The organism is Winogradskyella sp. R77965, assembly GCF_044594915.1.
Taxonomy (GTDB): domain Bacteria; phylum Bacteroidota; class Bacteroidia; order Flavobacteriales; family Flavobacteriaceae; genus Winogradskyella.
Window position 1 is genome coordinate 3,621,834 of sequence record NZ_CP138990.1, and the last position, 22,850, is coordinate 3,644,683.

13 protein-coding genes are annotated in these 22,850 nt (G+C 35.1%); all 13 read left to right on the forward strand.

What is annotated here, in order from left to right; all coding sequences use genetic code 11:
- Positions 1-2 precede the first annotated feature (2 nt).
- The 13 genes from SJY34_RS16165 (at position 3) to SJY34_RS16225 (ending at position 22,849) form a co-directional block, all read left to right on the forward strand.
- Positions 3-1,922, forward strand: a complete 1,920-nt coding sequence (locus SJY34_RS16165) for a RagB/SusD family nutrient uptake outer membrane protein (protein WP_400077450.1) — start codon at positions 3-5, stop codon at positions 1,920-1,922.
- Positions 1,923-1,966: 44 nt separating this feature from the next.
- Positions 1,967-5,038 carry a SusC/RagA family TonB-linked outer membrane protein gene (locus tag SJY34_RS16170; protein ID WP_400077452.1) on the forward strand — a complete coding sequence of 1,024 codons (3,072 nt, stop codon included), beginning with the start codon at positions 1,967-1,969 and terminating at the stop codon, positions 5,036-5,038.
- 27 nt (positions 5,039-5,065) lie between these two features.
- Complete coding sequence (locus tag SJY34_RS16175) at positions 5,066-6,799, forward strand: RagB/SusD family nutrient uptake outer membrane protein (RefSeq protein ID WP_400077454.1); 1,734 nt, start codon at positions 5,066-5,068, stop codon at positions 6,797-6,799.
- A gap of 39 nt (positions 6,800-6,838) precedes the next feature.
- Complete coding sequence (locus SJY34_RS16180; protein WP_400077456.1) at positions 6,839-8,008, forward strand: DUF5627 domain-containing protein; 1,170 nt, start codon at positions 6,839-6,841, stop codon at positions 8,006-8,008.
- Between the two features lie 226 nt (positions 8,009-8,234).
- A complete protein-coding gene (locus SJY34_RS16185; RefSeq protein ID WP_400081423.1) occupies positions 8,235-9,596 on the forward strand; it encodes a DUF1080 domain-containing protein in 1,362 nt (453 codons plus the stop codon).
- Position 9,597: 1 nt separating this feature from the next.
- The gene (locus tag SJY34_RS16190; protein ID WP_400077458.1) at positions 9,598-10,941 is read left to right on the forward strand and encodes a Gfo/Idh/MocA family protein; all 1,344 of its coding nucleotides are present in this window, start codon (positions 9,598-9,600) and stop codon (positions 10,939-10,941) included.
- Between the two features lie 3 nt (positions 10,942-10,944).
- Positions 10,945-12,135: a Gfo/Idh/MocA family protein gene (locus SJY34_RS16195; RefSeq protein WP_400077460.1), complete on the forward strand. Its 1,191-nt coding sequence runs from the start codon at positions 10,945-10,947 to the stop codon at positions 12,133-12,135.
- Positions 12,101-13,567 (forward strand): sialate O-acetylesterase, encoded by a 1,467-nt coding sequence (locus tag SJY34_RS16200; RefSeq protein ID WP_400077462.1) that lies wholly within the window; start codon positions 12,101-12,103, stop codon positions 13,565-13,567. Before SJY34_RS16195 ends, SJY34_RS16200 begins: the two co-directional genes overlap by 35 nt.
- Before the next feature lie 146 nt (positions 13,568-13,713).
- Complete coding sequence (locus tag SJY34_RS16205) at positions 13,714-14,580, forward strand: sulfatase-like hydrolase/transferase (protein ID WP_400077464.1); 867 nt, start codon at positions 13,714-13,716, stop codon at positions 14,578-14,580.
- A gap of 37 nt (positions 14,581-14,617) precedes the next feature.
- Entirely contained in the window at positions 14,618-17,245 is a 2,628-nt protein-coding gene (locus tag SJY34_RS16210; protein ID WP_400077466.1) for a sulfatase/phosphatase domain-containing protein, read from the forward strand.
- A gap of 53 nt (positions 17,246-17,298) precedes the next feature.
- On the forward strand, positions 17,299-19,110 hold the full coding sequence (locus SJY34_RS16215) for a DUF5060 domain-containing protein (RefSeq protein ID WP_400077468.1): 1,812 nt from the start codon (positions 17,299-17,301) through the stop codon (positions 19,108-19,110).
- Positions 19,111-19,196: 86 nt separating this feature from the next.
- Positions 19,197-20,540, forward strand: coding sequence for a family 43 glycosylhydrolase (locus tag SJY34_RS16220; protein ID WP_400077470.1), 1,344 nt, complete (start codon positions 19,197-19,199; stop codon positions 20,538-20,540).
- Positions 20,541-20,581: 41 nt separating this feature from the next.
- Complete coding sequence (locus tag SJY34_RS16225) at positions 20,582-22,849, forward strand: glycoside hydrolase family 3 N-terminal domain-containing protein (RefSeq protein WP_400077472.1); 2,268 nt, start codon at positions 20,582-20,584, stop codon at positions 22,847-22,849.
- The last annotated feature ends 1 nt before the right edge of the window (position 22,850 follow it).

Consider the following 22,850-nt stretch of genomic DNA (forward strand, 5'->3'; position numbering starts at 1 on the left):
TGATGAAAAGTTATAAAATAAAAATATTATTAATCTTAGGATTAGTATTCTCGTTCTCATGCGAGGACTATTTAGATGTTGAACCAGATGCAGTCATAGACGAAGAAGTAGTGTTTTCTACCTTTACAAATGCACAAGGTTTTGTTGAAGAAATGTATGCCTTGGTGGTGTCTTATGAACAGCAAACGCATACCTTTCAAGATTTTCTTTTAGGAGATGATGGATTTGTTGACAGGCCAACAAAAGCAAGTGGTGATATCGATGCAGGAAGATTCACCGATGTGATAAGAGATAATTTTTGTTACTTAAATAACCACTACAATTCTAATTATGGATCAACAGGTACTAACTCTGCTAATGTCGAAAACACTAATGCTTTTAATAGACAAAGACCAGGGTTGTATGATGGTAGCTTACGTGGTATCCGTAAAGCTAATATTGTAATTGAGTATGTTGAGAATAGGGGTTTAATGGTAAATGCTACTCAAGCAGAAAAAGATGTTATTCTTGGACAAGCTTATTTTTTCAGAGCATTTTTCCATAATGAGATTATGAAATTTTGGGGGCGTTATCCATATATTGATAGAGTTTTAGTAGATGATTTTGAAATACCACGTCCAGAGACCTACAAAGAAGTTGCTTTACGAGCTAATGAAGACTACATAAAAGCCATTGAATTATTGCCCGTAGATTGGGATGATGAGCCTTATGGACTATTAACACGAACCGAAAATGGAGGTAGGATTACTAAAGGTACGGCATATGCTTTTCAAGGTAAAAACTTACTTTTAGCAGCAAGTCCATTAATGAAAGGTAACAATGTAAGTGTAAATACATATGACTATGATACAGAGTTATGTGATATGGCGGTCGAGGCTTTTTCAGGAATTCTAAAATTAGCCGACCAAGGACGTTATGCATTAGCGACTTGGGAAAATTACGATGATGTGTTTTGGAGATCACCAACACCTGGTCAATTTATATGGCCAGGAAGTACAGAATTTATTTTTGCTGCAACTGGTGGTAGTCAAGGGCAAGCTACAAGATTTATGGCATCAGGAGTAAGTAGAGCTATTCATACCACTTCTGCTGGATATGAAGTTATCAGCCCTACACATAATTTTATTCATAACAATTTTGGTATGGCCAATGGATTATCTATTGAAGATGATCTTAGTGGTAATTATGGGCCACCAACTTACGACCCTACTCAGCCTTTTGCAAACCGTGATCCGCGTTTTTACAGATGGCATATCATTGACGGACAAGTTATAGATCCTGGAGCTGACGATCCGCATAAAACAGCCCAGCTTTGGTTTGAAAATTCTGGTAATAAAGGTGTCCACCGCAGTACTGGTGCTGAAAACATTAAAATAGTTAATAATACAGGATACATGTGGACAAAATTTTATCCTAAAGTTGATGGTAAGTATCATACGAGATGGAATCCTATTATAGATCAACACGTTGGAGTAAGACTGCACATGAGACTTACAGATGTTTATTTAATGTATGCAGAAGCATTACATGCTTCTAGTGGTGCAACCACAGCACCAGCTTCTTACAACCTAACTGCTGAAGGGGCTATTAATAAAATTAGAAATAGAACGCCAGGTACTATTCCTAATGTACATCCTAATATAGTTGGCGATAACAATAAGTTTATGGATGAATTAAGAAGAGAAAGATCTGTTGAGTTAAGCTATGAAGCACACAGATGGCTTGATATTAGACGATGGGGAGTAGCCCATTTAGATAAATATAGAAGAAAATTAGCCTTAGATTTTCCGCAAGACCAAAGTAATTTCACAGAAACACTTCTTGTAGATAGAATTTGTGAGTTTCCTCAGCATTATTGGTTACCATTTCCAGTTGCCCAAACACAACTTTACGAAGGCTTTCCTCAAAATCCAGGATGGTAGTGGTAGTCTTTGATAAATTCGCTTTAACTAATATAAAGAAAAAAATGAAGATAAATAAATTATATAGGTTGTTTACGCTATTTGGCTTAATGCTGTTTTGCATTTGTAATGTTGCAATGGCTCAAACAGATGGTGTAGAGGTAACAGCAACTGTGGTTGATGAGCAAGGTAGCCCCATAGAAGGAGTTGATGTTTTTAGCCCAAATGGAAATAAGACATCTACGGATATTGAAGGACAGTTTAAAATTAAATTACGAGATGATGAGTCTGTCGTACTTGAAAAAAAGGGTTATGTATCAGCCATTGTAGCTATGTCTGATTTAATAGGTAATATTACCATGAAAAAATCTCCATTCCTCGCTTCTGGAGATGACGAATTAAATATGGGAGTTGCCACTAAATACAGACGTAATATTGTTGGTGCAGTATCCTCAATTAATACTAAAGATCGATTAACTTATGACAATACCCAACGGGTGAGAGATTATATTAACGGACTCCAGTTAGGGGTTAGAGGTTCTGATAATATTAGAGGTATAGGAGGAGTAGGCGATGCTGTTTTTGTTATTGATGGTGTCATTGGTCGTGATCCTAATATCCTAAATATGGAAGAGGTTGAGCAGATCACTGTACTTAAAGATGCTAATTCTGTTGCGCTTTATGGTAGTCAAGGAAGAAATGGTGTGATTGTTATTAATACCAAACGTGGAAAAGCGAATAAAAAAGAAGTAAACGTAAATATTATTTCTGGTATTAGAGCACCTATCTCTTTACCGAATTATTTAGGTTCAGCGGCGTATATGAATCTTTTTAATGAAGCTAGAAATAATGACGGCTTAGATGATTTTTTTTCACCATCGCTTATACAAGAGTTTAGAACAAGTACTAATAGATACAAATATCCAGATGTAGACCTTTATTCAAAAGAATACGTTCAACGTTTAGTCAATTTCACAAATGTTATAACTGAGTTTTCAGGTGGTAATGATAAAAATCAATATTATGTTAACGTGGGATGGAATCGTGAGGATGCATGGGTGGATATTAATGAAGATATAAATGCAGGTACTAACCGTTTTAATGTTAGAGGTAACTTAGATTTTAAAATAAATGATTGGATTACGAGTAGTCTTGATGGTATTGCAGTTATAAGTACAACCAAAAGCTCTAGAGCCGATTTATTAAGTGCTGGAACTACTTTGAGACCAAACGCTTATTCACCATTTTTACCTGTTGATTTAATAGACACTAGTGATCCTACAATTGCTGGACAATTACTAGCTGCAAACACCTTTGATGGATTTCTTTTAGGGTCAACCCAACAGTTTGGATCAGATGCACCCATAGCTTTAGCTATTGCCGGTGGTTTTAGAAACAGAGTGTTTCGTTCTACACAGTTTAATAATACCATTAATTTTGATTTAGATAGAATAACAAAGGGCTTATCAGCTAAAACCTATTTAAGTTTTGATTTTTTTGATTCTTATGATTTAACTATAGCGAATCAATTTAAAACCTATGAACCAATTTGGGAAGGTGATAGAATAACAGGTCTTGCTGATTTTGGTATAGATTTAAAAGATCAAACACAAAGCCCTACTACCAATGGATTTTTATCTCGCTTTGGTCTTTATGGACTTATAAATTATGATACCACTTTTGCTAAGGACTATTCTTTAAATACCACTTTATTAGGTTTTTATAATTCACAAAGGCGAAATGATGTTATTCAAACAGATGTTGATGCGCACGTAGGCTTACAAATGGCTTTTGACTACAAAAAGAAACTGTTTTTTGATTTTACAGGAACCTATGTGAATTCAATAAAACTGCCAAAAGGAAATAGAGGAGCATTTTCACCAACGTCGGGTATAGCTTACATTATCAGTGAAGAACCTTTTTTGAAGAACAGTAAATTTATAAACTTCCTTAAATTAAAGGCTTCTGGTGGTATTTTAAAGTCAGATAGAGGTATTACTGCGCTTAATTCTGGTGGTACTGTTAATGATGATGCTAGCGCTTATTATTTATATGATGTAAACTATTCTTTTGGTGGCAATTTTAATTGGGCTGATGGTAATACTAATCGTAGAATAGATATTTCACATGGAGAGAATCTTGATTTAACATTTGAAGAGCGTATAGATTTAAATTTAGGTTTCGAAACGTATCTAATGAATTCACTTTGGATAGAAGCTAATTACTTTAAAACAGAATTAGATAAACAAATAACATTCTTACAAGATCAATTCCCGTCTTTTTATAACACATTTAGACCGTATAATAATTTTAATAAAAACTTATACACTGGTTTTGAAATTGGTATGAATTTCAATAAAACTTATGAAGATTTGTCAATTACTTTAGGTGCAAACGTTCTATACAGTCAAACTGAAAGATCTATAAGATCTGAAGTATTTGCTGAAGATTATCTACGAACACAAGGAAGAGAGATTTCTACAATCTTCGGATTAGTTGATCAAGGTTTTTATGGGGAAGCAGATTTTGATACAAATGGTAATTTAAATACGGGTTTACCTGTACCTCAATTTGGTATCGTTCAACCAGGAGATATAAAATATCAGGATCTAAATGGGGATAATATTATAGATAATGATGACAGAAGAGCAATCGGGCAATCTAGTAGCCCATGGACGTATGCCCTAAACCTTAACTTAAATTATAAAAGGTTCAACCTTTTTGTTTTGGGCGTAGGTCAATCTGGAGCTGACGGTAATAAGTTAAGTGGCGGATTTAACGAATATTATTCAGTAGATGGTAATGATAAATACTCAGAAGTTGTTTTAGGACGATGGACACCGCAAACTGCAAGTACGGCAACATTCCCAAGGTTATCATCACAAACAAATCAAAATAACTTTAGACAATCTACGTTTTGGCTGTTCGACACGAGTTACTTTAGCATTAACCGTGCACAGTTAACATATGAGTTTGAGGATGCCTATTGTAAAGATTTAGGTATTAAGGGTTTAAGTCTAAATCTTTCTGGAACTAATTTGTTTGAAATAGGTAAAAATAGAGATGTTCGTCAGTTAAGGATTGGAACAACACCACTAGCTAGAACTTTTACTTTAGGTATAAGAGCATCATTTTAATAGAATAAGAAAATTAAGACAAATACAATGAAGAATTTAATAAAATATATATTAATTGTGTCTGTATTTACTGGCATGATTGCCTGTGATACCTTAGAGCCTATTGAAGAAAATAGGTTGGATTTTGATTTTATTCTCTCAGATCCAAATGCAGCAGAAGGTGTATTATTAAACGGATATACGGGATTGGTTAACCAATATTCATTTTCTGAAGCAGCTACAGATGATGCTGTTAATAATATTTTAAATAATAACTTTAAACGAATGGCACGTGGTGAGTTAAATGCTCAATTTAACCCTTCAGCCCGTTGGGGTAGTTTTGAACGTGTATTCTGGGTAAACAGATTCTTAGAAGTTATTGAAACAGGAGAAACACAATGGAGCAGAGACACATTGACTAACACGATGTTTGCAATGCGCTTGAAAGGAGAAGCGTTGGCATTAAGAGGGTTACACCATTATTATGTGCTTCAAGCCCATGCTGGTATAGGTGAATCAGGGCAATTACTTGGTATTCCATACTATACGGAGTTTATTGAACCTGATGGTAACTTTAATGTACCACGTTTATCATTTGAAGCTTCTGTTCAGGCTATTATGGCAGATTTTGATGAAGCACTTAATTTATTACCAACAGATTATGGTTTAAGCGCAGGACAGGTAGATCCATGGTATTCGGATTTAGAAAACTTTGAATTTGATAAATATGGTACAGTAAATGATAACTTTTTTGATTTACGTCTTTCAGGAAAAATAGTAAGAGCATTAAAAGCACGTTTAGCACTCTTTGCAGCGAGCCCTTCATTCTTAGATAGTCAGAGTTATTATAATATGGCAGCAACTAATGCCGCTCAAATTTTAAATACTATTGGAGGTACTGCTGGTTTAGATCCAACAGGTAATGAGTTTTATATATCAGATGGTAATATTCAGAGTAATGAATCGCTTTGGCGTGGGTCTATAGGAGGTAATACTTCTAATTATGAACAAAGAATGTTTCCGCCTTCAATTAATGGAGATGGTGAGATTAACCCAACACATAACTTTGTAATGGCATTTCCAATGCAAGACGGCTTTCCTGCAACCGCGGCTAATGGTTTTGATCCTCAAAACCCTTATGCTAATAGAGATCCTAGGCTAGAAAAATATGTTATTGTTAATGGCGCTTCTTTTGGAGCTGGAGGTGATATAATTAATACTGGTGTTGGTGGAGGAAATAATAGGTTAGATTCTATTCCTGAGCAGTCTACAACTACTGGGTATTACCTCAAAAAATTGTTACGCCCAGACGTTCTTATTAATGATAATGGAACTGCTCAAGGTCAAAGTCACGCTAATGTGTATTTTAGATATACGGAATTGTTTTTAATATTAGCTGAAGCAGCTAACGAAATTGGTGGCCCAGACAGCTCAGTTGACGGTATTACCGCTCGTGATGTCATTGCGGCAATACGCAATAGAGCAGGAATCTCACAGCCGGACGATTATTTAGCATCTATTACAACTACAGAGGATATGCGAGAGCTTATTAGAAATGAACGTCGTATAGAGCTAAGTTTTGAGGGACATAGGTTTTGGGATATTAGAAGATGGGGATTACCTTTAACTGAACCAGCTAAAGGTTACTTTTTTAACGGAAATAATTATATTGAGTTGCCGTCTGTGGAAATTAGAAATTATCAACCATTTGCAACTTATATGCCTATTCCAAATGCTGAGATCTTAAAATTTTCTGAACTTGAGCAAAATATGGGCTGGTAGGATAAATGTGTATTTTATAAGAAATAAAAAAAATTAGACATGAAAATAAAATTTAAATTAATATTTATAGTCGCTCTGGTCTTCAGTGCGATAGCTTGTGAAAATCAGGAAAATGATTTTGACGACTTTGGGTCAACTTCAGTATATTTTCCATTTCAAACGCCTGTAAGAACGCTAATTCAGGGTGATTATGATTTGGGTTTTAACGAAAACGATAATAATGGACGATTTGAAATCGGTGTCGTCATGTCAGGGGTTTACAATAATGATATAGATCGAAGAGTACATTTTGAGTTGGCTCCAGAATTAATAGATGCGGCTGCTTTAGGCGTAGATACTGTAAATGTTCAAATCTTACCAGCTTCTTACTATACCATTGAACAAGAAAGTCCAGTAACAATTCCTTCTGGTTCTACAAATGGTCGTATTCCTGTGCAGCTTTCAGATGCCTTCTTTGATGATCCATTAGCATTTGCAGATTTTGAAGAAGTACATTATGTACTTCCTCTAAGAATTACAGATTTTGAAGAATTAGATTCGCTTTTAACAGGTGTTCCTTTAGTTGATAATCCTATTAAAATAAAAGATGAAGATTGGGATCCATTACCAAAAGACTACACGCTTTTCGGTATTAAATTTATGAATAAATACGAAGGTATCTATTTAAGACGCGGTGAAGATAGGATTGTAGGAGCAAGTATAAATGAGGTGCTTCAAGCTGTCGGAGGAGTATCCACAGGAGTAGTATTAGAATCAAATAACGTTACGATTGATACCTCTACTGTTTACAGAGCAGATTTTGTTGTGCAAGATGAACCTACTAAATTGAAAACAACTGGAAGGAATAGTGTTTTTTATACTAATAGAGTTAGAAGAGCTGGACTTCCTAGTGATGATGATATTTCTATTATATTGACTTTTGATGAGAATAATAATATTACGATAACAGATGTCGAAGGGGATAATTTTATTGTAACTGGATCAGGACAATTCGTGGAAGATGGCGATGAGTGGGGAGGAGAAAGTAGAGACGTTATTTATTTACAATACCAGTATAGTGATGTTGCCACAGCAGAACAAGTCGTTGCTTTTGGAACAAAGATTGAGAGATCTGTACTAGATTTAACGCATACTGTTAATGACACATTAGTGATTAGAGACAGAGACGTGAAATTCGAAGAATTTGTGGTTGATTTAACAGTGGACTAATAAATAGTTTTGCTTAGTTGGTCAACAGGCTCTAGTTTTAGCAAAGTCGTTTTTAAAAATAAATCAAACCCTTTATTATAAGCTATATAATGGAGGGTTTTTTAATAAAAATAATAAATAAGCCATATCTTATACCAACCATTATTTTCTCTAACAGTAATTTCAAATGGTAAATAGTTTTAACTAAAAATAATTTAAAGTGAGACAATTTCAATTCATTACATCAATAATTAGTTGCATTCTTATTAGTCTAGTTTTATATTCTTGTGAGGAGAAAAACCAAGACATACCATGGACAAACCTTATTAATAACAATTCCTTAGACGGCTGGAATATTAAAGGTGGCGAAGCAATCTATAAAGTAGAAAATGGTGTAGTCATTGGTACAACAGTGGCGAATACTCCAAATACATTTTTAACATCTAATAAAATGTATGATGATTTCATTTTTGAAATCGATTTTAAAGTCGATTCTACAATGAATTCCGGAATCCAAATGCGAAGCAATAGCTTACCATACTACAGAGATGGTATGGTTCATGGCTATCAGATAGAAATAGACCCATCAAAGCGCGCTTGGAGTGGTGGCATTTATGACGAAAAACGACGTAAATGGTTACACACCTTAGAAAATAATCCAACTGCCCAAAAAGCTTTTAAGCAAAATGAATGGAATCATTATCGTGTTGAAGCTATTGGTGATACTATAAAAACCTGGATAAATAAGGTGCCTGCTTCTTATTTAATTGACGATAAAACAGCAAGTGGTTTTTTTGGTTTGCAAGTCCATTCTATTAGAAATAAAGATAAAGAAGGAACACAAGTCATGTGGAGGAATGCCAAGATTCTAACAGAAAATCTTTCTCAGTATAGTACAGAGTCGCCTTTAGAGCCTATTATTACAAAAAACAACCTAACGGTTAACGAACAAAAGTCAGGTTGGCAAATGCTATGGGATGGAAAAACAACTAACGGATGGCGCGGTGCTAAATTAGATACATTTCCGGATAAAGGTTGGGTCATAGAAAATGGAGAATTAATTGTATTATCTTCTGGAGGAGCAGAATCGGCTGCAGGAGGTGATATTGTCACGACTCAAGATTATACAAATTTCGAGTTGTTAGTAGATTTTAAGTTAACACCAGGTGCCAATAGTGGTATTAAATATTACGTAGATACTGAACTTAATAAAGGCCCAGGTTCATCAATAGGTTTAGAATACCAAATTTTAGATGATGAATTACATGAAGACGCAAAAAGAGGTTCTCACGAAGGTAGTAGAACAGTGTGTTCACTCTACGATTTAATTCAAGCAAATCCTGATAAACCAATTAAACCAATTGGAGAATGGAACACGGCGTACATTAAATCAATTAATAATCATGTTGAACATTGGATTAATGATGTTAAAGTTTTAGAATACGAACGCGGAAGCGAGGAATTTTTAAAGTTAGTTTCAGAAAGTAAATATGAAAAATGGCCAAATTTTGGACTATTAGATAAAGGACAGATATTACTACAAGACCATGGAGACAGAGTCGCGTTCCGAAACATTAAAATCAAAGTTCCAAAAGCAAAAAAGAAATAAGATGGGAAATAACCGAAGAGATTTTATAAAAAAGACAACGGCAGCCGCTATTGGCGTGAGTTTTACAGGTGGTATTAATGCTATGTCTTCCAAAAGTTACAATAATATTATTGGCGCAAACGACCGCTTGAATGTTGCTATTGCTGGTTTAGGACGACGGTTAAATGCCTTTAAATCGCCAATGGGTTCAAAACAAAGTAACGCCAAATTATTGTATTTATGCGATGTTATGGAAAGTCAACGCCTAAAGGCCTTAAAAGGATTTAGAGAGCATATCGATTACGACCCAAAGCTAGAGAACGATATTAGAAAAGTATTAGACGATAAAAACGTAGATGTGTTAATTAATGCCACACCAGACCATTGGCACACGCCAGGTTCGATTATGGCAATGAAAGCAGGAAAGCACGTGTATGTAGAAAAACCTTGTAGTCATAACATGCACGAGAATGAACAACTTGTAAAAGCAGCCAAGCATTTTAATAAAGTGGTTCAAATGGGTAACCAGCAACGTTCATCTGGTCATACTATTGAAATTATAAATGAAATCCATAATGGTGTAATAGGTAAACCGTATAAAGCTGTTGCATTTTACAATAACGGACGTGGTAAAGTACCACTACAAAAACCGGCTGCTGTGCCAGAAGGTTTAGATTGGGATTTGTGGCAAGGACCAGCGCCAAGACGCGATTACACATCTGAAACATGGAATTATAACTGGCATTGGTACGGTTGGGACTACGGAACAGCCGAAGCTGGGAACAACGGTACACACGAGTTAGATGTAGCACGTTGGGCATTACAAGTAGATATTCCACAGCACGTCTATGTCGAAGCAGAAAAACGTCACTTTTTAGATGATGGTTGGGAAATGTATGATGATATGGAAGCGACATTTAAATTCGCTGACCACAAAGTGGTTAAATGGGATGGAAAATCTAGAAATAGTTATAGTACGTATGGTGGAGGAAGAGGTACGGTTATTTATGGTACCGAAGGTTCTGTATTTGTAAATAGAGGAAAATATATTTTATACGACCGCAAGGGCAAAGTGGTAAAGGAGTTTGATTCAGCATCAAAAGAAGCCGGAAACGCTTTAGGTGGTGGAGGCGATACCTCTACAAAACATGTTCAAAATTTGTTTGATACCATTAGAGGTAAGGCGAAATTAACAGCACCTATTGATGATGCTAGTAAAAGTATGGCAATGGTGCATTATGCGAATATTGCTTTCAGAATTAAGAATGGATTTGATATAGACGATAAAACTGGTACGATGTATGATAGAGAAGCTATGAAACTCTGGTCTAGAACGTATGAGTCTGGCTGGGAACCAAAATTTTAAAATTTGAAAAGACGTTCGTTCATTAAAAAAACTGCTGCGACCACTGCAGTAATGGCTGGTTCTTCGTATTTATACGGTAATATATTATCTAGTATAAAGGCCAATGAAACTATAAACGTTGGTGTTATTGGTACAGGAGTTCGCGGAAGTGGATTAATGTCGATTATCAATTCCATAGACAAGGTAAATGTGATTGCTGGTTGTGATGTTTTACCTTTTAGATTAGATAAAGGTTTAGCTAAAGCGAATTCAAACCCAAAGGGCTATTCAGATTACCGAAAATTATTGGATAATAAGGATATCGATGCTGTCATTGTAGCAACACCCTTTAATACACATTCAAAAATTGCAATGGATGCGCTCGATGCTGGTAAACATGTATTCTGTGAAAAAACATTAGCTAAAGGATACGACGAAATTGGTGAACTAGTAAACAAAGCAAATCAATCCAAAAACATATTCCAAACAGGTCATCAATACCATAGTTCAAGACTTTATACACATGTAGTTGACTTAATTCAACAAGGAAAAGTTGGGAACATAACTGCATTTGAATGTCAATGGAACAGACACGGCAATTGGAGACGGCCAGTTCCTGAGCCTAAATATGAAAAAGCTATAAATTGGAGAATGTACCGAGAATTTTCTGGAGGTCTTACGGCCGAATTAGCGTCGCATCAAATCGATTTTGTGAATTGGGTGCTTAATGAAACTCCAAACCAAGTTATGGGTATTGGAGGTGTAGATTATTGGAAAGATGGAAGAGAAACTTATGATAATGTCCATTTAACCTATAGCTATCCAAACGGAGTTAAAGCAAAATTTACATACTTAACCAATAATGCGAAAGATGGTTACCAAATAAAAGTGATTGGAGATAAAGGCACGATAATCATTGATATGAAAAACGCCTGGTTTTATCCTGAAGGTAAAAAGAAGAACAGAGTTCTTGGAGAAGTTGATGGTGTTAGTGGTGCCACCGTTCAATGGGATAAAGAAAAAGGTTACCAAATAAATGTTGAACATCTAAATCCAACAAAACAAGCACTATTAGATTTTAAAGACGCTATTTTAAATAATAAACAACCCAAATCTGATATAATCACAGGCGCAAAAACTGCGATATGCGTACAAATGGGGCTCGATGCCATGTATAATAATGAAATTGTTAAATGGAATACTAACCTTCTTTAGTAAGAGTATGAAAGGGGTAAGAAATTGTTTTTTTAGTATCTTTTTAATTACAATTTCGCTACAAGCCCAAACGAAATTACCTTCTTTTTTTGGAGATAACATGGTTTTGCAACAAAAAGAGAATGTAGCTTTTTGGGGTAACGATAGTCCTAATTCAGTAATAACTATTATTACAAGTTGGGGAAGCAAAGCAAAGGTTATAACTGATGAAAATGGTCATTGGAAAACTAGTGTTAAAACTAAAAAAGGATCTTTTGTTTCAGAAACGATTTCAGTAAAAGGGTCTTCTTCTATTCTTTTAAAAAATGTTTTAATTGGCGAAGTTTGGTTTTGCTCTGGACAATCCAATATGGAAATGGCTTTAAGAGGCTTTCGAAAATCTAAGGTATTAAATGCTCAGAAATACATTGACATTGCAGATAAGAAAACCATTAGATTATTCAATACACCAAGAACAGCAAGTGTTTTGCCGAGTAATGATGTTAATTCAGAATGGCAAGAGTCTAATAAGGAGTCAGTAAAAAAGTTTAGTGCTATTGGCTATATTTTTGCTGTTGAATTATATAAAAAACTAAATGTGCCCATAGGAATTATTGAGGCGTCTTGGGGCGGTACAAGAATAGAAAGTTGGATTCCTAAAAAAGACTTGCTGAAATACAAAGGCATTAATTTTTTTGACAAACTACCAAAAGAGGAGAATAAACAGAAAAAGCCATCATTTTTATATAATGGTATGATTCACCCTTTTCAAAACTATACCGTAAAAGGAGTGCTTTGGTATCAAGGTGAATCTAATAGAACTCAGCCAAATTCATATAAAGATTTTATGAAGGATTTAATTGATGCTTGGAGAAGACAATGGAAAGATGATAACCTTCCTTTTTACTTTGTGCAAATTGCACCTTTTGATTATTCAAAAAATAAAAAAGGGACTTCAATTAGACCAAACTTAATTAGAGAAGCCCAATTACAAATTGCTCAAGAAATAAATAATACTGGTGTAGTTGTAACTACTGATGCGGGAGACTGTAATGACATTCATCCATCAAAAAAAGAAATCGTAGCAAAGCGACTTTCAAATTTGGCGTTAGCAAAGCAGTATCGCTTTAAAAATTTATCCAACAGGAGTGCTGAATTTAAATCGTTCAAAATTAAAAATGATGAGATAATACTTAAGTTTAAATTTTTCAAAAATGATAAACTTATAAGTTCTAAAAATGTAAAAGGATTTTCAATAGCAGGAGCTGACAAGATATTTTATCCAGCTAATATTGAATTTCGCAAAAATGGTAAACAGGTAATCTTATCAAGTAAGAAGGTGAGAAAACCTGTAGCTGTAAGATATGGTTTCGAAGCTTGTTTTGAAAGTAACCTCGAAACAAAATCAGGATTACCTATTTCTGTTTTCAGAACAGACCAATGGCAACCGTAAACTATTTACGATTCTGCTTATTCCTTTTTCAGGATAGAACAGGATACAAGCCAAATCATAAAAACTTAATTTTAACAATTAGGATAATCTTTATAAGTTATCCAAAATAAGTTATCAATTCAACAAAACAATTAATCCGTTTATACATGTTTAAAAACAGTTATTTATTAGTGCTACTAAGCGTAATGTATGGTTTTAACACAACTTATGCACAGCAAAAGACCAATAGCCAAAAGCCAAATATTATTTTCATTCTTACAGACGACCAACGTTTTGATGCCATCGGTTACGCTGGAAATAAATATGTGGAAACACCAGAAATGGATGATTTAGCAAAGTCAGGAACTTATTTTAATACAGCCATAGTAACCACACCAATTTGTGCGGCAAGTAGAGCTAGTATCTTAACAGGTTTGCATGAGCGTGCTCACAACTTTAACTTTCAAACTGGTAATGTTCGTGACGAATATATGGAGAACTCTTATCCGAGATTACTAAAGGATAATGGCTATCATACTGGGTTTTACGGAAAATACGGTGTGCGTTATAATAATTTAGATAAGCAATTTGATGAGTATGAGTCTTACGACAGAAATAACCGCTTCAAAGATAGAAGAGGTTATTATTACAAAACCATAGATAACGACACAGTACATTTAACACGTTACACAGGTCAAAAAGCGCTAGATTTTATTGATAATGCATCAACTGAAGAGCCATTTTGCTTATCACTAAGTTTTAGTGCACCTCATGCACACGACCCAGCAGAAGACCAATATTTTTGGCAGTCTGAAATGGATAAAATGTTAGCGAGTACAACAATGCCTGATCCAGAATTGGGTGATGATAAATATTTTGATGCGCAACCTGAAATTGTAAAAAAAGGCTTTAATAGATTGCGCTGGACATGGAGATACGACAATCCAGAGAAATATCAGCATAGTGTAAAAGGCTATTACCGTATGATTTCTGGAGTAGATTTAGAAATCAAAAAAATCAGAAGAAAAGCTTAAAGCTAAAGGTTTAGACAAGAATACGGTTATCATCGTTATGGGTGATAATGGTTATTTCTTGGGAGAGCGCCAAATGGCCGGTAAATGGTTAATGTACGATAACTCTATTCGTGTACCATTAATTGTTTTTGACCCTAGAGTTAACAAGCACCAAGATATTAGTGATATGGCATTAAATATCGATGTGCCATCAACAATTGCAGATTTAGCAGGCATAAAAGCACCAGAATCATGGCAAGGAAAAAGCCTGATGCCAATGGTGAAAAAGGACACTAAAACTATTGGTAGAGACACTATCTTGATAGAACATATTTGGGATTTTGAAAATATAGCACCAAGTGAAGGTGTTAGAACTAAAAAGTGGAAATACTTCAGATACGTCAATGACAAAAGTATTGAAGAGCTTTACGATTTAGAGAAAGACCCACAAGAGATTAAGAATTTAATCGGAAAGAAAAAATACAAAGCTGTTGCAGATAAACTTCGAGCAAAAACTGATGAGTTAATTAAGAAAAATAGCAACGCATACAGAGCAGCACCTACAGAATTAACCGTTGAGTTAATTAGAGAACCTGGATCAGATGTTAAAATATTTGACCTAAAACCAGAGTTCGGGTGGACAGTACCTTTAGGGTCTAAATTTCAAGGCGCTTATCAAATTCTAGTCGCCTCAAATAAAACAGATATTGATAATAACAATGGTGATGTTTGGGATAGCGGACGCGTAGCTTCTACGCAATCAACAGATGTTGAATATGCTGGAAATCCTCTCGAAATTGGAAAAACATACTACTGGAAAGTCAGAATTTGGGAACAAGAAAATCGATTAGTCGATTATTCTGAAGCTCAAAAATTTACCACAGGTAAACCAGATGATTATATCATTTCTACTGAAAACAAATATGAAGTAGATAGAGTAAAGCCTGTAATGTTTGAAAACAGAGGCGATTTTTACTTTATGGATTTTGGTAAAGCTGCATTTGCGACGATAGATTTTAATTATGTCGCTAAAGAACCACATACATTAACAGTTAGAATTGGCGAAATGGTGGATGATAATGGGAATGTAAATAGAACACCACCAGCAAAAAGTAACATTCGTTATCAAGAAATTATGGTTGATGTAACACCAGGACAAACAAAATACCAAATACAAATTAACCCAGTTCCAGACAAGCGTATGAAAGGACCAAGTAAGGCTATCCCTTTACCAGAAGGTTTTCCTGTACTACAGCCTTTTAGATATGCGGAAGTTGAAGGGGCTAAAACAGCTTTAAAAGCAGAAGACTTCGAACAGTTAAGACACACAAGCTATTGGGATGATAATGCAAGTAGTTTTAGTAGTAATAACGATATTTTGAATCAAGTTTGGGATTTTTCTAAATACTCTATTAAAGCAACAACGTTTAACGGATTGTATGTAGATGGAGATAGAGAGCGTATTCCGTATGAGGCCGATGCCTATTTAAATCAGTTAAGTCACTACACAACCGATAGAGAGTTTGCAATGGCAAGACGCACCATTGAGTATTTTATGGAGCATCCAACATGGCCTACAGAATGGCAGCAGCATGTGGCATTGTTAATCTATGCAGATTACATGTATACCGGAAATACAGAACTTATAGAGCGTTATTATGAGCCTTTAAAACATAAAACACTTTATGAATTATCTAATGAAGATGGTTTAATTACATCTACAAAAGTTACTGAAGAATTTATGTACAAGTTAGGTTTTAAACCTGGTTATAAAAAGCCATTGACCGATATTGTCGATTGGCCATCAAAGAATTTTGCAGGAAGCAAGACTAAAGGCGAACGTGATGGTTTTGTGTTTAAACCTTACAGTACGGTTATTAATGCTTTCTTTTACGAGAACATGAAAATCATGACGGAGTTTGCAACTATATTAGGTAAAACAGAAGAAGCTTTAGATTTTGAATATAGAGCTGCAAAAGCAAAAAAAGCCGTGAACGAACAAATGTTTGACAAAGAGCGTGGTGTTTATGTCGATGGTATTGGTACAGACCATGCCTCTTTACACGCCAATATGATGCCTTTGGCATTTGGGCTTGTTCCAGAAGAACACTTTGATTCTGTGGTAGATTATGTAAAATCTAGAGGCATGGCTTGTAGTGTTTATGGTGCACAATTTTTAATGGATGGTTTATACAATGCAGGAGAAGCAGATTATGCGCTTGAATTGTTAGCCAGTAAAGCTAAAAGAAGCTGGTACAATATGATTAGAGTAGGCTCAACAATTAGTTTAGAAGCTTGGGATTATGAGTATAAGGTTAACCTAGATTGGAATCATGCTTGGGGTGCAGCACCTGCCAATGTAATTCCAAGAGGTTTATGGGGAATCAAACCTAAAACACCAGGATTTGCTGTAACGACCATTAAACCTCAAATGAGTAAATTAAAAAATAGTGAGATAGAAGTACCAACAGTAAGAGGTACTATAAAAGCAAAATACACCTATAACGGAGCTCGACTACAGACGTACGAAATTGAAATACCAGGCAATATGGTTGCTGAATTTTCATTGAATGGATTAGATGGAAAAGATTTAATCCATAATGGACAAAAAGTACCGTCTGCTTTCGATTATATTAGATTAGCACCAGGAAAGCATACGATACAACTCAAAATAAATTCGTTTTAATTGCTTGATATTTGAAAACTTATTTGTCATTAATTTTTGCATTTTTTGCGCTGATGTCATGCCAAAAACAGGCTGATGTTAAAGTTGAAGGTGAACTAAAAAAATGGCATCGTATTACATTAAATTTTGAAGGACCTGAAACTGATGAGTTAGCAGAAGCCAATCCGTTTTTAAATTACAGATTAGATGTTACATTTAAAAACAAGGATAATGTTTTCGTTATTCCAGGGTTTTATGCTGCTGATGGTAATGCTGCCGAAACGAGTAGTGATAGTGGAAATGTTTGGCAAGCGCGTTTTACACCTAATGCCGTTGGCGAATGGACCTATACAGTTTCATTTAAAAAAGGTGAAAATATTGCAGTAGCTGATAAAGTCGACAAGGCGTCAAGCGCAGGTTTTATGGATGGGCAATCGGGAATATTTACCGTTTCAGAATCTGATAAAACAGATATTGACAATCGTACCAAAGGACGTTTACATTATGTGGGCGAATCCTATTTAAAGTTTGCTGAATCTCAAAAATACTTCATAAAATTGGGTGTGGATGCACCAGAAAACTTATTAGCCTATTCAGATTTTGATGTATCAACCAACGCCTTAGGATTCCAAAAACAATGGGAACCACATGCCAAAGATTTTGAAGAAACGGCAACACCATTTTTATGGCAAGAAGGCAAGGGTAAAAACCTTTTAGGTGCCATTAATTATTTAGCTAGTGAAGCATTAAATGTGTTTTCTTTCTTAACGTTCAATGTAGATGGTGACGATAGAAATATATTTCCGCATCTGTTAAAAGTGTCGATTGAAGACTACGAAACCTATGCAAGTGTAAAAAAGAATAAAGAAGCTTGGGAAACCCTATTTCATAAAACACGCTTCGATGTTTCAAAGCTAGATCAATGGGAACGCATTTTTGAATATGCCGAAACAAAAGGCATGTTTTTACATTTTAAAACCCATGAAACCGAAACGGACCATTTAATGGATAAAGGAACTTTTGGTATTGAGGGTAAATTGTATTATCGAGAATTGATTGCAAGATTCGGGCATCATTTATCGATGAACTGGAATTTGGGAGAGGAAAATGATCAGCCTATTGAAGAGGTGTTGAAAGTAGCTGAATACGTGTCTAAGTTAGATGCTTATAACAGTCACTTAGTAATTCATACCTATCCAAATAAAGACGATAGATTCGCAGAATTTATAGGAGACCAATCACCACTTACAGGTGCTTCTTTACAGTTAAGTCATCCCGAATTTAATGATGTACATTCAAGAGTTTTAAAATGGAGAGATAACTCGAATGCCACTGGCAGAAAATGGGCCATAGCTGTGGATGAACCAGGTAAAGCTAATATCGCCTTGCTTCCAGATGATGAAGACCCAGAACATAATTTTGCGCGTTCGAGAGCCTTATGGGGAACTTTAATGGCAGGAGGGTTTGGCGTGGAATGGTACTTTGGTTATGCGAGTCCGAATTCAGATTTAACTTGTCAAGATTTTAGGAGTCGCGATTTGTTCTGGGATCAAAACCGATACGCACTTCAATTTTTTAACACGCATATTCCCTTTTGGGAAATGGAACCTAATGATAACTTAACTTCAGATGACTCTTCATACTGTTTAGCAAAAGAGGGAGAAGTTTATGTTGTATATGCAGAAAGGAATGCTGATAACATCAAAATAAATTTAGGTGATTCAGGAAATACTTTTGAAATAAAATGGTTCAATCCAAGAGAAGGTGGAGATTTACAAGAAGGTACGATTGTTTCAGTAAAAGCTGAAGGGATAGTCGCATTAGGCAAACCACCATCAAAACCCGAAAAAGATTGGGTAATCTTGATTAAGAAAACCAAAGAATAAACTTTTAGCTTCATATACCATATAGTACAGGATAAACATCATTTTATCATATTTTATCTTTAAAATCTATTACAAAATTCAGGATATTGAAAAATGGGTTATTACATACTATACTTCTTTTAAGTGTTGCCATGTATTGTTATGCTCAAAACCCAATAGTACCCAATAAAGGCCTAAACGACCCACACATTCATATTTTCAATGATACGGCTTATGTGTATGCATCACATGATAAATCTATAAATAATGATAAATTCATTATGGAAGATTGGTGGGTATGGTCGTCACCAGATTTAGTGAATTGGACAAAACGAAGTGTTCTTAATCCAAAAGATACGTATATCGGTAAAGACTATTCAAGATGTTGGGCAACAGACGCAGCTTACAAAAATGGAAAGTATTATTGGTATTTTTCAGAAGGTAACGAACAAACTGGTGTGGTCGTTGGAGATACACCTGTTGGACCATGGAAAGACCCTTTAGGAAAACCTTTGTTGACTTCAGATTTAACACCAACGCACGAGTACGATATGTCCATCTTTGAGGAAAATGGAGAACACTACATCTTATTTGGAGTATGGGATTATTACGTCGCTAAGTTGAATGATGATATGATTAGCCTCGCCGAAGCACCAAAGAAAGTTACTATAAATAATCCAAAAGGTCCATATAACAGAGACGGCAAAAACGAGGACATGCCAACGGATGATAAACCATTTGTGCACAAGTATAACGGAAAATATTATTTGTCTTGGGGTTGTTTTTATGCCATGTCCGATAATTTGTACGGACCTTTCGATTATGTAGATACCATCATCAAAGAAGATAGTTTTGCTGAAGGGTATGATAGTCCAACATGGCCAAATGGTTTTTTACAAGGACGTCATGGCAGTTTTTTCGTAAGGCACAACCAATCGTACTTTGTGTATTGCGATATCAGTCAAACAGGAAATCGATGGTTTAGGGATTCTTTTATTAGTTATGTTCATTATAAAGAAAATGGTGAAATGGCAATAATAAGAGTCGATGGTGTTGGTGTAGGACAGTATGATGCCAATAATGGCTATATTGAAGCTGAAGATTATTTTAGGGCCAACGCTGTGAATAAAGCGGAGAATGTAATGGGAGGCTTTTCAATAATTCCAGAAGAAACTAATGGTTTTGTAACTTATCCAAATATTCATAATTTGAATAAAAAAAGCAACATAGAATTTCAATTTTTATCTCAAACAGATACAGAGATTGAAGTAAGGGAGGGCAATTCAAATGGAAAACTTTTAGCAACTTGTAAGTTCAATGCTAATACTACAAAAGCCTTTAAAACTAAAAGGTTCAAGGTAGAAGATCTGAACGATGGACAAACCATATGTTTGGTGTTTAAATCTTCTGCAGTAGAGTATTTAAAAATTAACAGGTTTAGATTTACATAAAAACAACTAAGAATACATCAACTAAAATTATCAAAGCAATAATGAAAAGACAAACACTAATACTATTCGCAATTCTAGCAGTATCCATAATATCGTGTTCAGAACCCGTAGAGAAAGATTATAAAGATGCCTCGTTATCCATAGAAGAACGTGTTGAAGCTTTGCTTCCGAAGTTATCAATTGAAGAAAAAGTAGCACAAATGCGAATTTTTCATGCCAATATTGGTACAAAACCTGATGAGAATGGCAATTTAAAATTGTCTAAAAAAGTCATAGAAAAACTAAAATTAGGTATTGCAGGTGTTAAAAATCCAGGAGAACATATTGATCCTGCGGCTGCAGCGAAACTAAATAATGAACTTCAAAAATATATCATCGAGAATAATCGTTGGGGAATTCCTGCATTATTCGTCACAGAATCTTATAATGGTGTTGATGCGGAAGGTTGTACCAAATTTGGTCGCCCAATGACATCTGCAGCATCATTTAATCCGGAATTGGTGCAAAGACAATGGGATGTGGTTGGTAGAGAAGCCAGATTACGAGGGATGCACATGTGTCATTCACCTGAGGCAGATATTGTTCGGGATCCACGTTTTGGTCGTATGTCTGAAGCTTTTGGGGAAGATACTTATTTAACAACTGAAATGGTTAAAAATGCTGTAATAGGTGTTCAAGGTAATTATGAAGGCTTAGGCAACGGAACTCATATTGGTGCTGTAGCAAAACATTTTGCAGGTTATGGGCAAGTATTAGGTGGTTCTAACTTCGCAGCTATTGAAATTTCTGAAAGAACGTTGATTGATGAAATTTATCCACCATTTGAAGCCGCTGTAAAAGAAGCTAAATCTTTAGGTATTATGGCATCGCATGGTGATTTAAATGGTGTCGCAAGTCACGGAAATCCAGAATTATTAACTGGTGTACTTCGCGACCAATGGGGATTTGAAGGTTACGTAGTTTCCGATTCTAATGATATTGCGCGTTTATTTTATTTTATGGGTGTTGCAGAGTCGCCAGAAGCTGCTGCACAAATGGGATTGGAAGCAGGAATTGATATTGATTTATACGCTGAAGATTCGTATTCGTATTTACCAGAAATGGTTAAGAAAAATCCTGAGTTAGAAAAATTAATCGACCGTTCGGTACGTCGTGTATTAAGAACAAAATTCATCCTTGGACTTTTTGATAATCCATATATTGATATTGAAGAAACGAAAAATGGTGTTCGTGCAGCATCGTCTTTAGAATTGGCAAAAGAGTCGGATTTGGAATCTATTATTTTACTAAAAAATGAAAATAAAACATTGCCATTAAGTAAAGAAAAATCAATGAAAGTTGCACTTTTAGGGCCATTATTAAAAGATGATACTAAAGCAATGTTCGAATCTGTTTCAGGTTCAAATGTCAAATTTGTTGCCGAAAAAGGGTTTCATTTAACCAATGAAAAAGGTGGAGCGCCAGAATTATTAAAAAGAGACCCACAAGCCATATCGAAATTGGTGAACACAGCTAGAAGTGCTGATGTGACTATCCTATTTTTAGGAGGTGATGAGTTTACGGCTAAAGAAGCCTATTTTAGTAACAGTACTTTGGGAGATCGTGCTACGATTGACCCAGTTGGACCGCAAGATGAGCTTGTAGAAAAAATTAAAGCCTTAGGGAAACCAGTAATAGTGGTTTTAAAGCATAGAAGAACGTTATCTATAAATACCATGGCAGCCGAAGCAGATGCCATTTTAGATACTTGGGATTTGAGTGAATTTGGGGATGAATCTACTGCAAAAATTATTTTTGGTGAAGTATCGCCATCTGGTAAATCACCAGTAACAATTCCGAGGTCTATTGGACAATTGCCTTATCATTATAGCATGAAAGAAATTAACTATAAAAAAGAATATTTATTCTTAGGAAAAGGACCGTTGTATCCTTTTGGTCATGGATTGAGTTATGGCGATTTTGAGTATTCAGATATAAAAATATCAAGTCAAGAAATAACACCTGATACCGAGTTGGAAGTTAGTGTAAAAGTAACTAACAACGGTAGCATGAAAGCCAAAGAAGCAGTACAAATGTACATTAAGGACGAAATAGGTTCGGTGACTAGACCAGACAAAGAATTAAAAGGTTTTGAAAAGATAGAATTAGATGCTGGAGAAAGTAAAACAGTAACATTCACAATCACTCCTAAAATGTTAGAGTTTACTGGAATTTCAATGGAAAAAGTTTTAGAAGCAGGAGATTATACCGTTAAAATAGGAACCTCGTCACAAGAATATTTAGAAACAACATTCAAATTAAAAAAATAGA

Coding starts and splice junctions, on each gene's coding strand:
- SJY34_RS16205 (WP_400077464.1), top strand. CDS start 13,714: ATGTTTAAAAACAGTTATTTATTAGTGCTACTAAGCGTAATGTATGGT.
- SJY34_RS16200 (WP_400077462.1), top strand. CDS start 12,101: ATGAAATTGTTAAATGGAATACTAACCTTCTTTAGTAAGAGTATGAAA.
- SJY34_RS16225 (WP_400077472.1), top strand. CDS start 20,582: ATGAAAAGACAAACACTAATACTATTCGCAATTCTAGCAGTATCCATA.
- SJY34_RS16190 (WP_400077458.1), top strand. CDS start 9,598: ATGGGAAATAACCGAAGAGATTTTATAAAAAAGACAACGGCAGCCGCT.
- SJY34_RS16175 (WP_400077454.1), top strand. CDS start 5,066: ATGAAGAATTTAATAAAATATATATTAATTGTGTCTGTATTTACTGGC.
- SJY34_RS16180 (WP_400077456.1), top strand. CDS start 6,839: ATGAAAATAAAATTTAAATTAATATTTATAGTCGCTCTGGTCTTCAGT.
- SJY34_RS16170 (WP_400077452.1), top strand. CDS start 1,967: ATGAAGATAAATAAATTATATAGGTTGTTTACGCTATTTGGCTTAATG.
- SJY34_RS16165 (WP_400077450.1), top strand. CDS start 3: ATGAAAAGTTATAAAATAAAAATATTATTAATCTTAGGATTAGTATTC.
- SJY34_RS16215 (WP_400077468.1), top strand. CDS start 17,299: ATGTCATGCCAAAAACAGGCTGATGTTAAAGTTGAAGGTGAACTAAAA.
- SJY34_RS16210 (WP_400077466.1), top strand. CDS start 14,618: ATGGGTGATAATGGTTATTTCTTGGGAGAGCGCCAAATGGCCGGTAAA.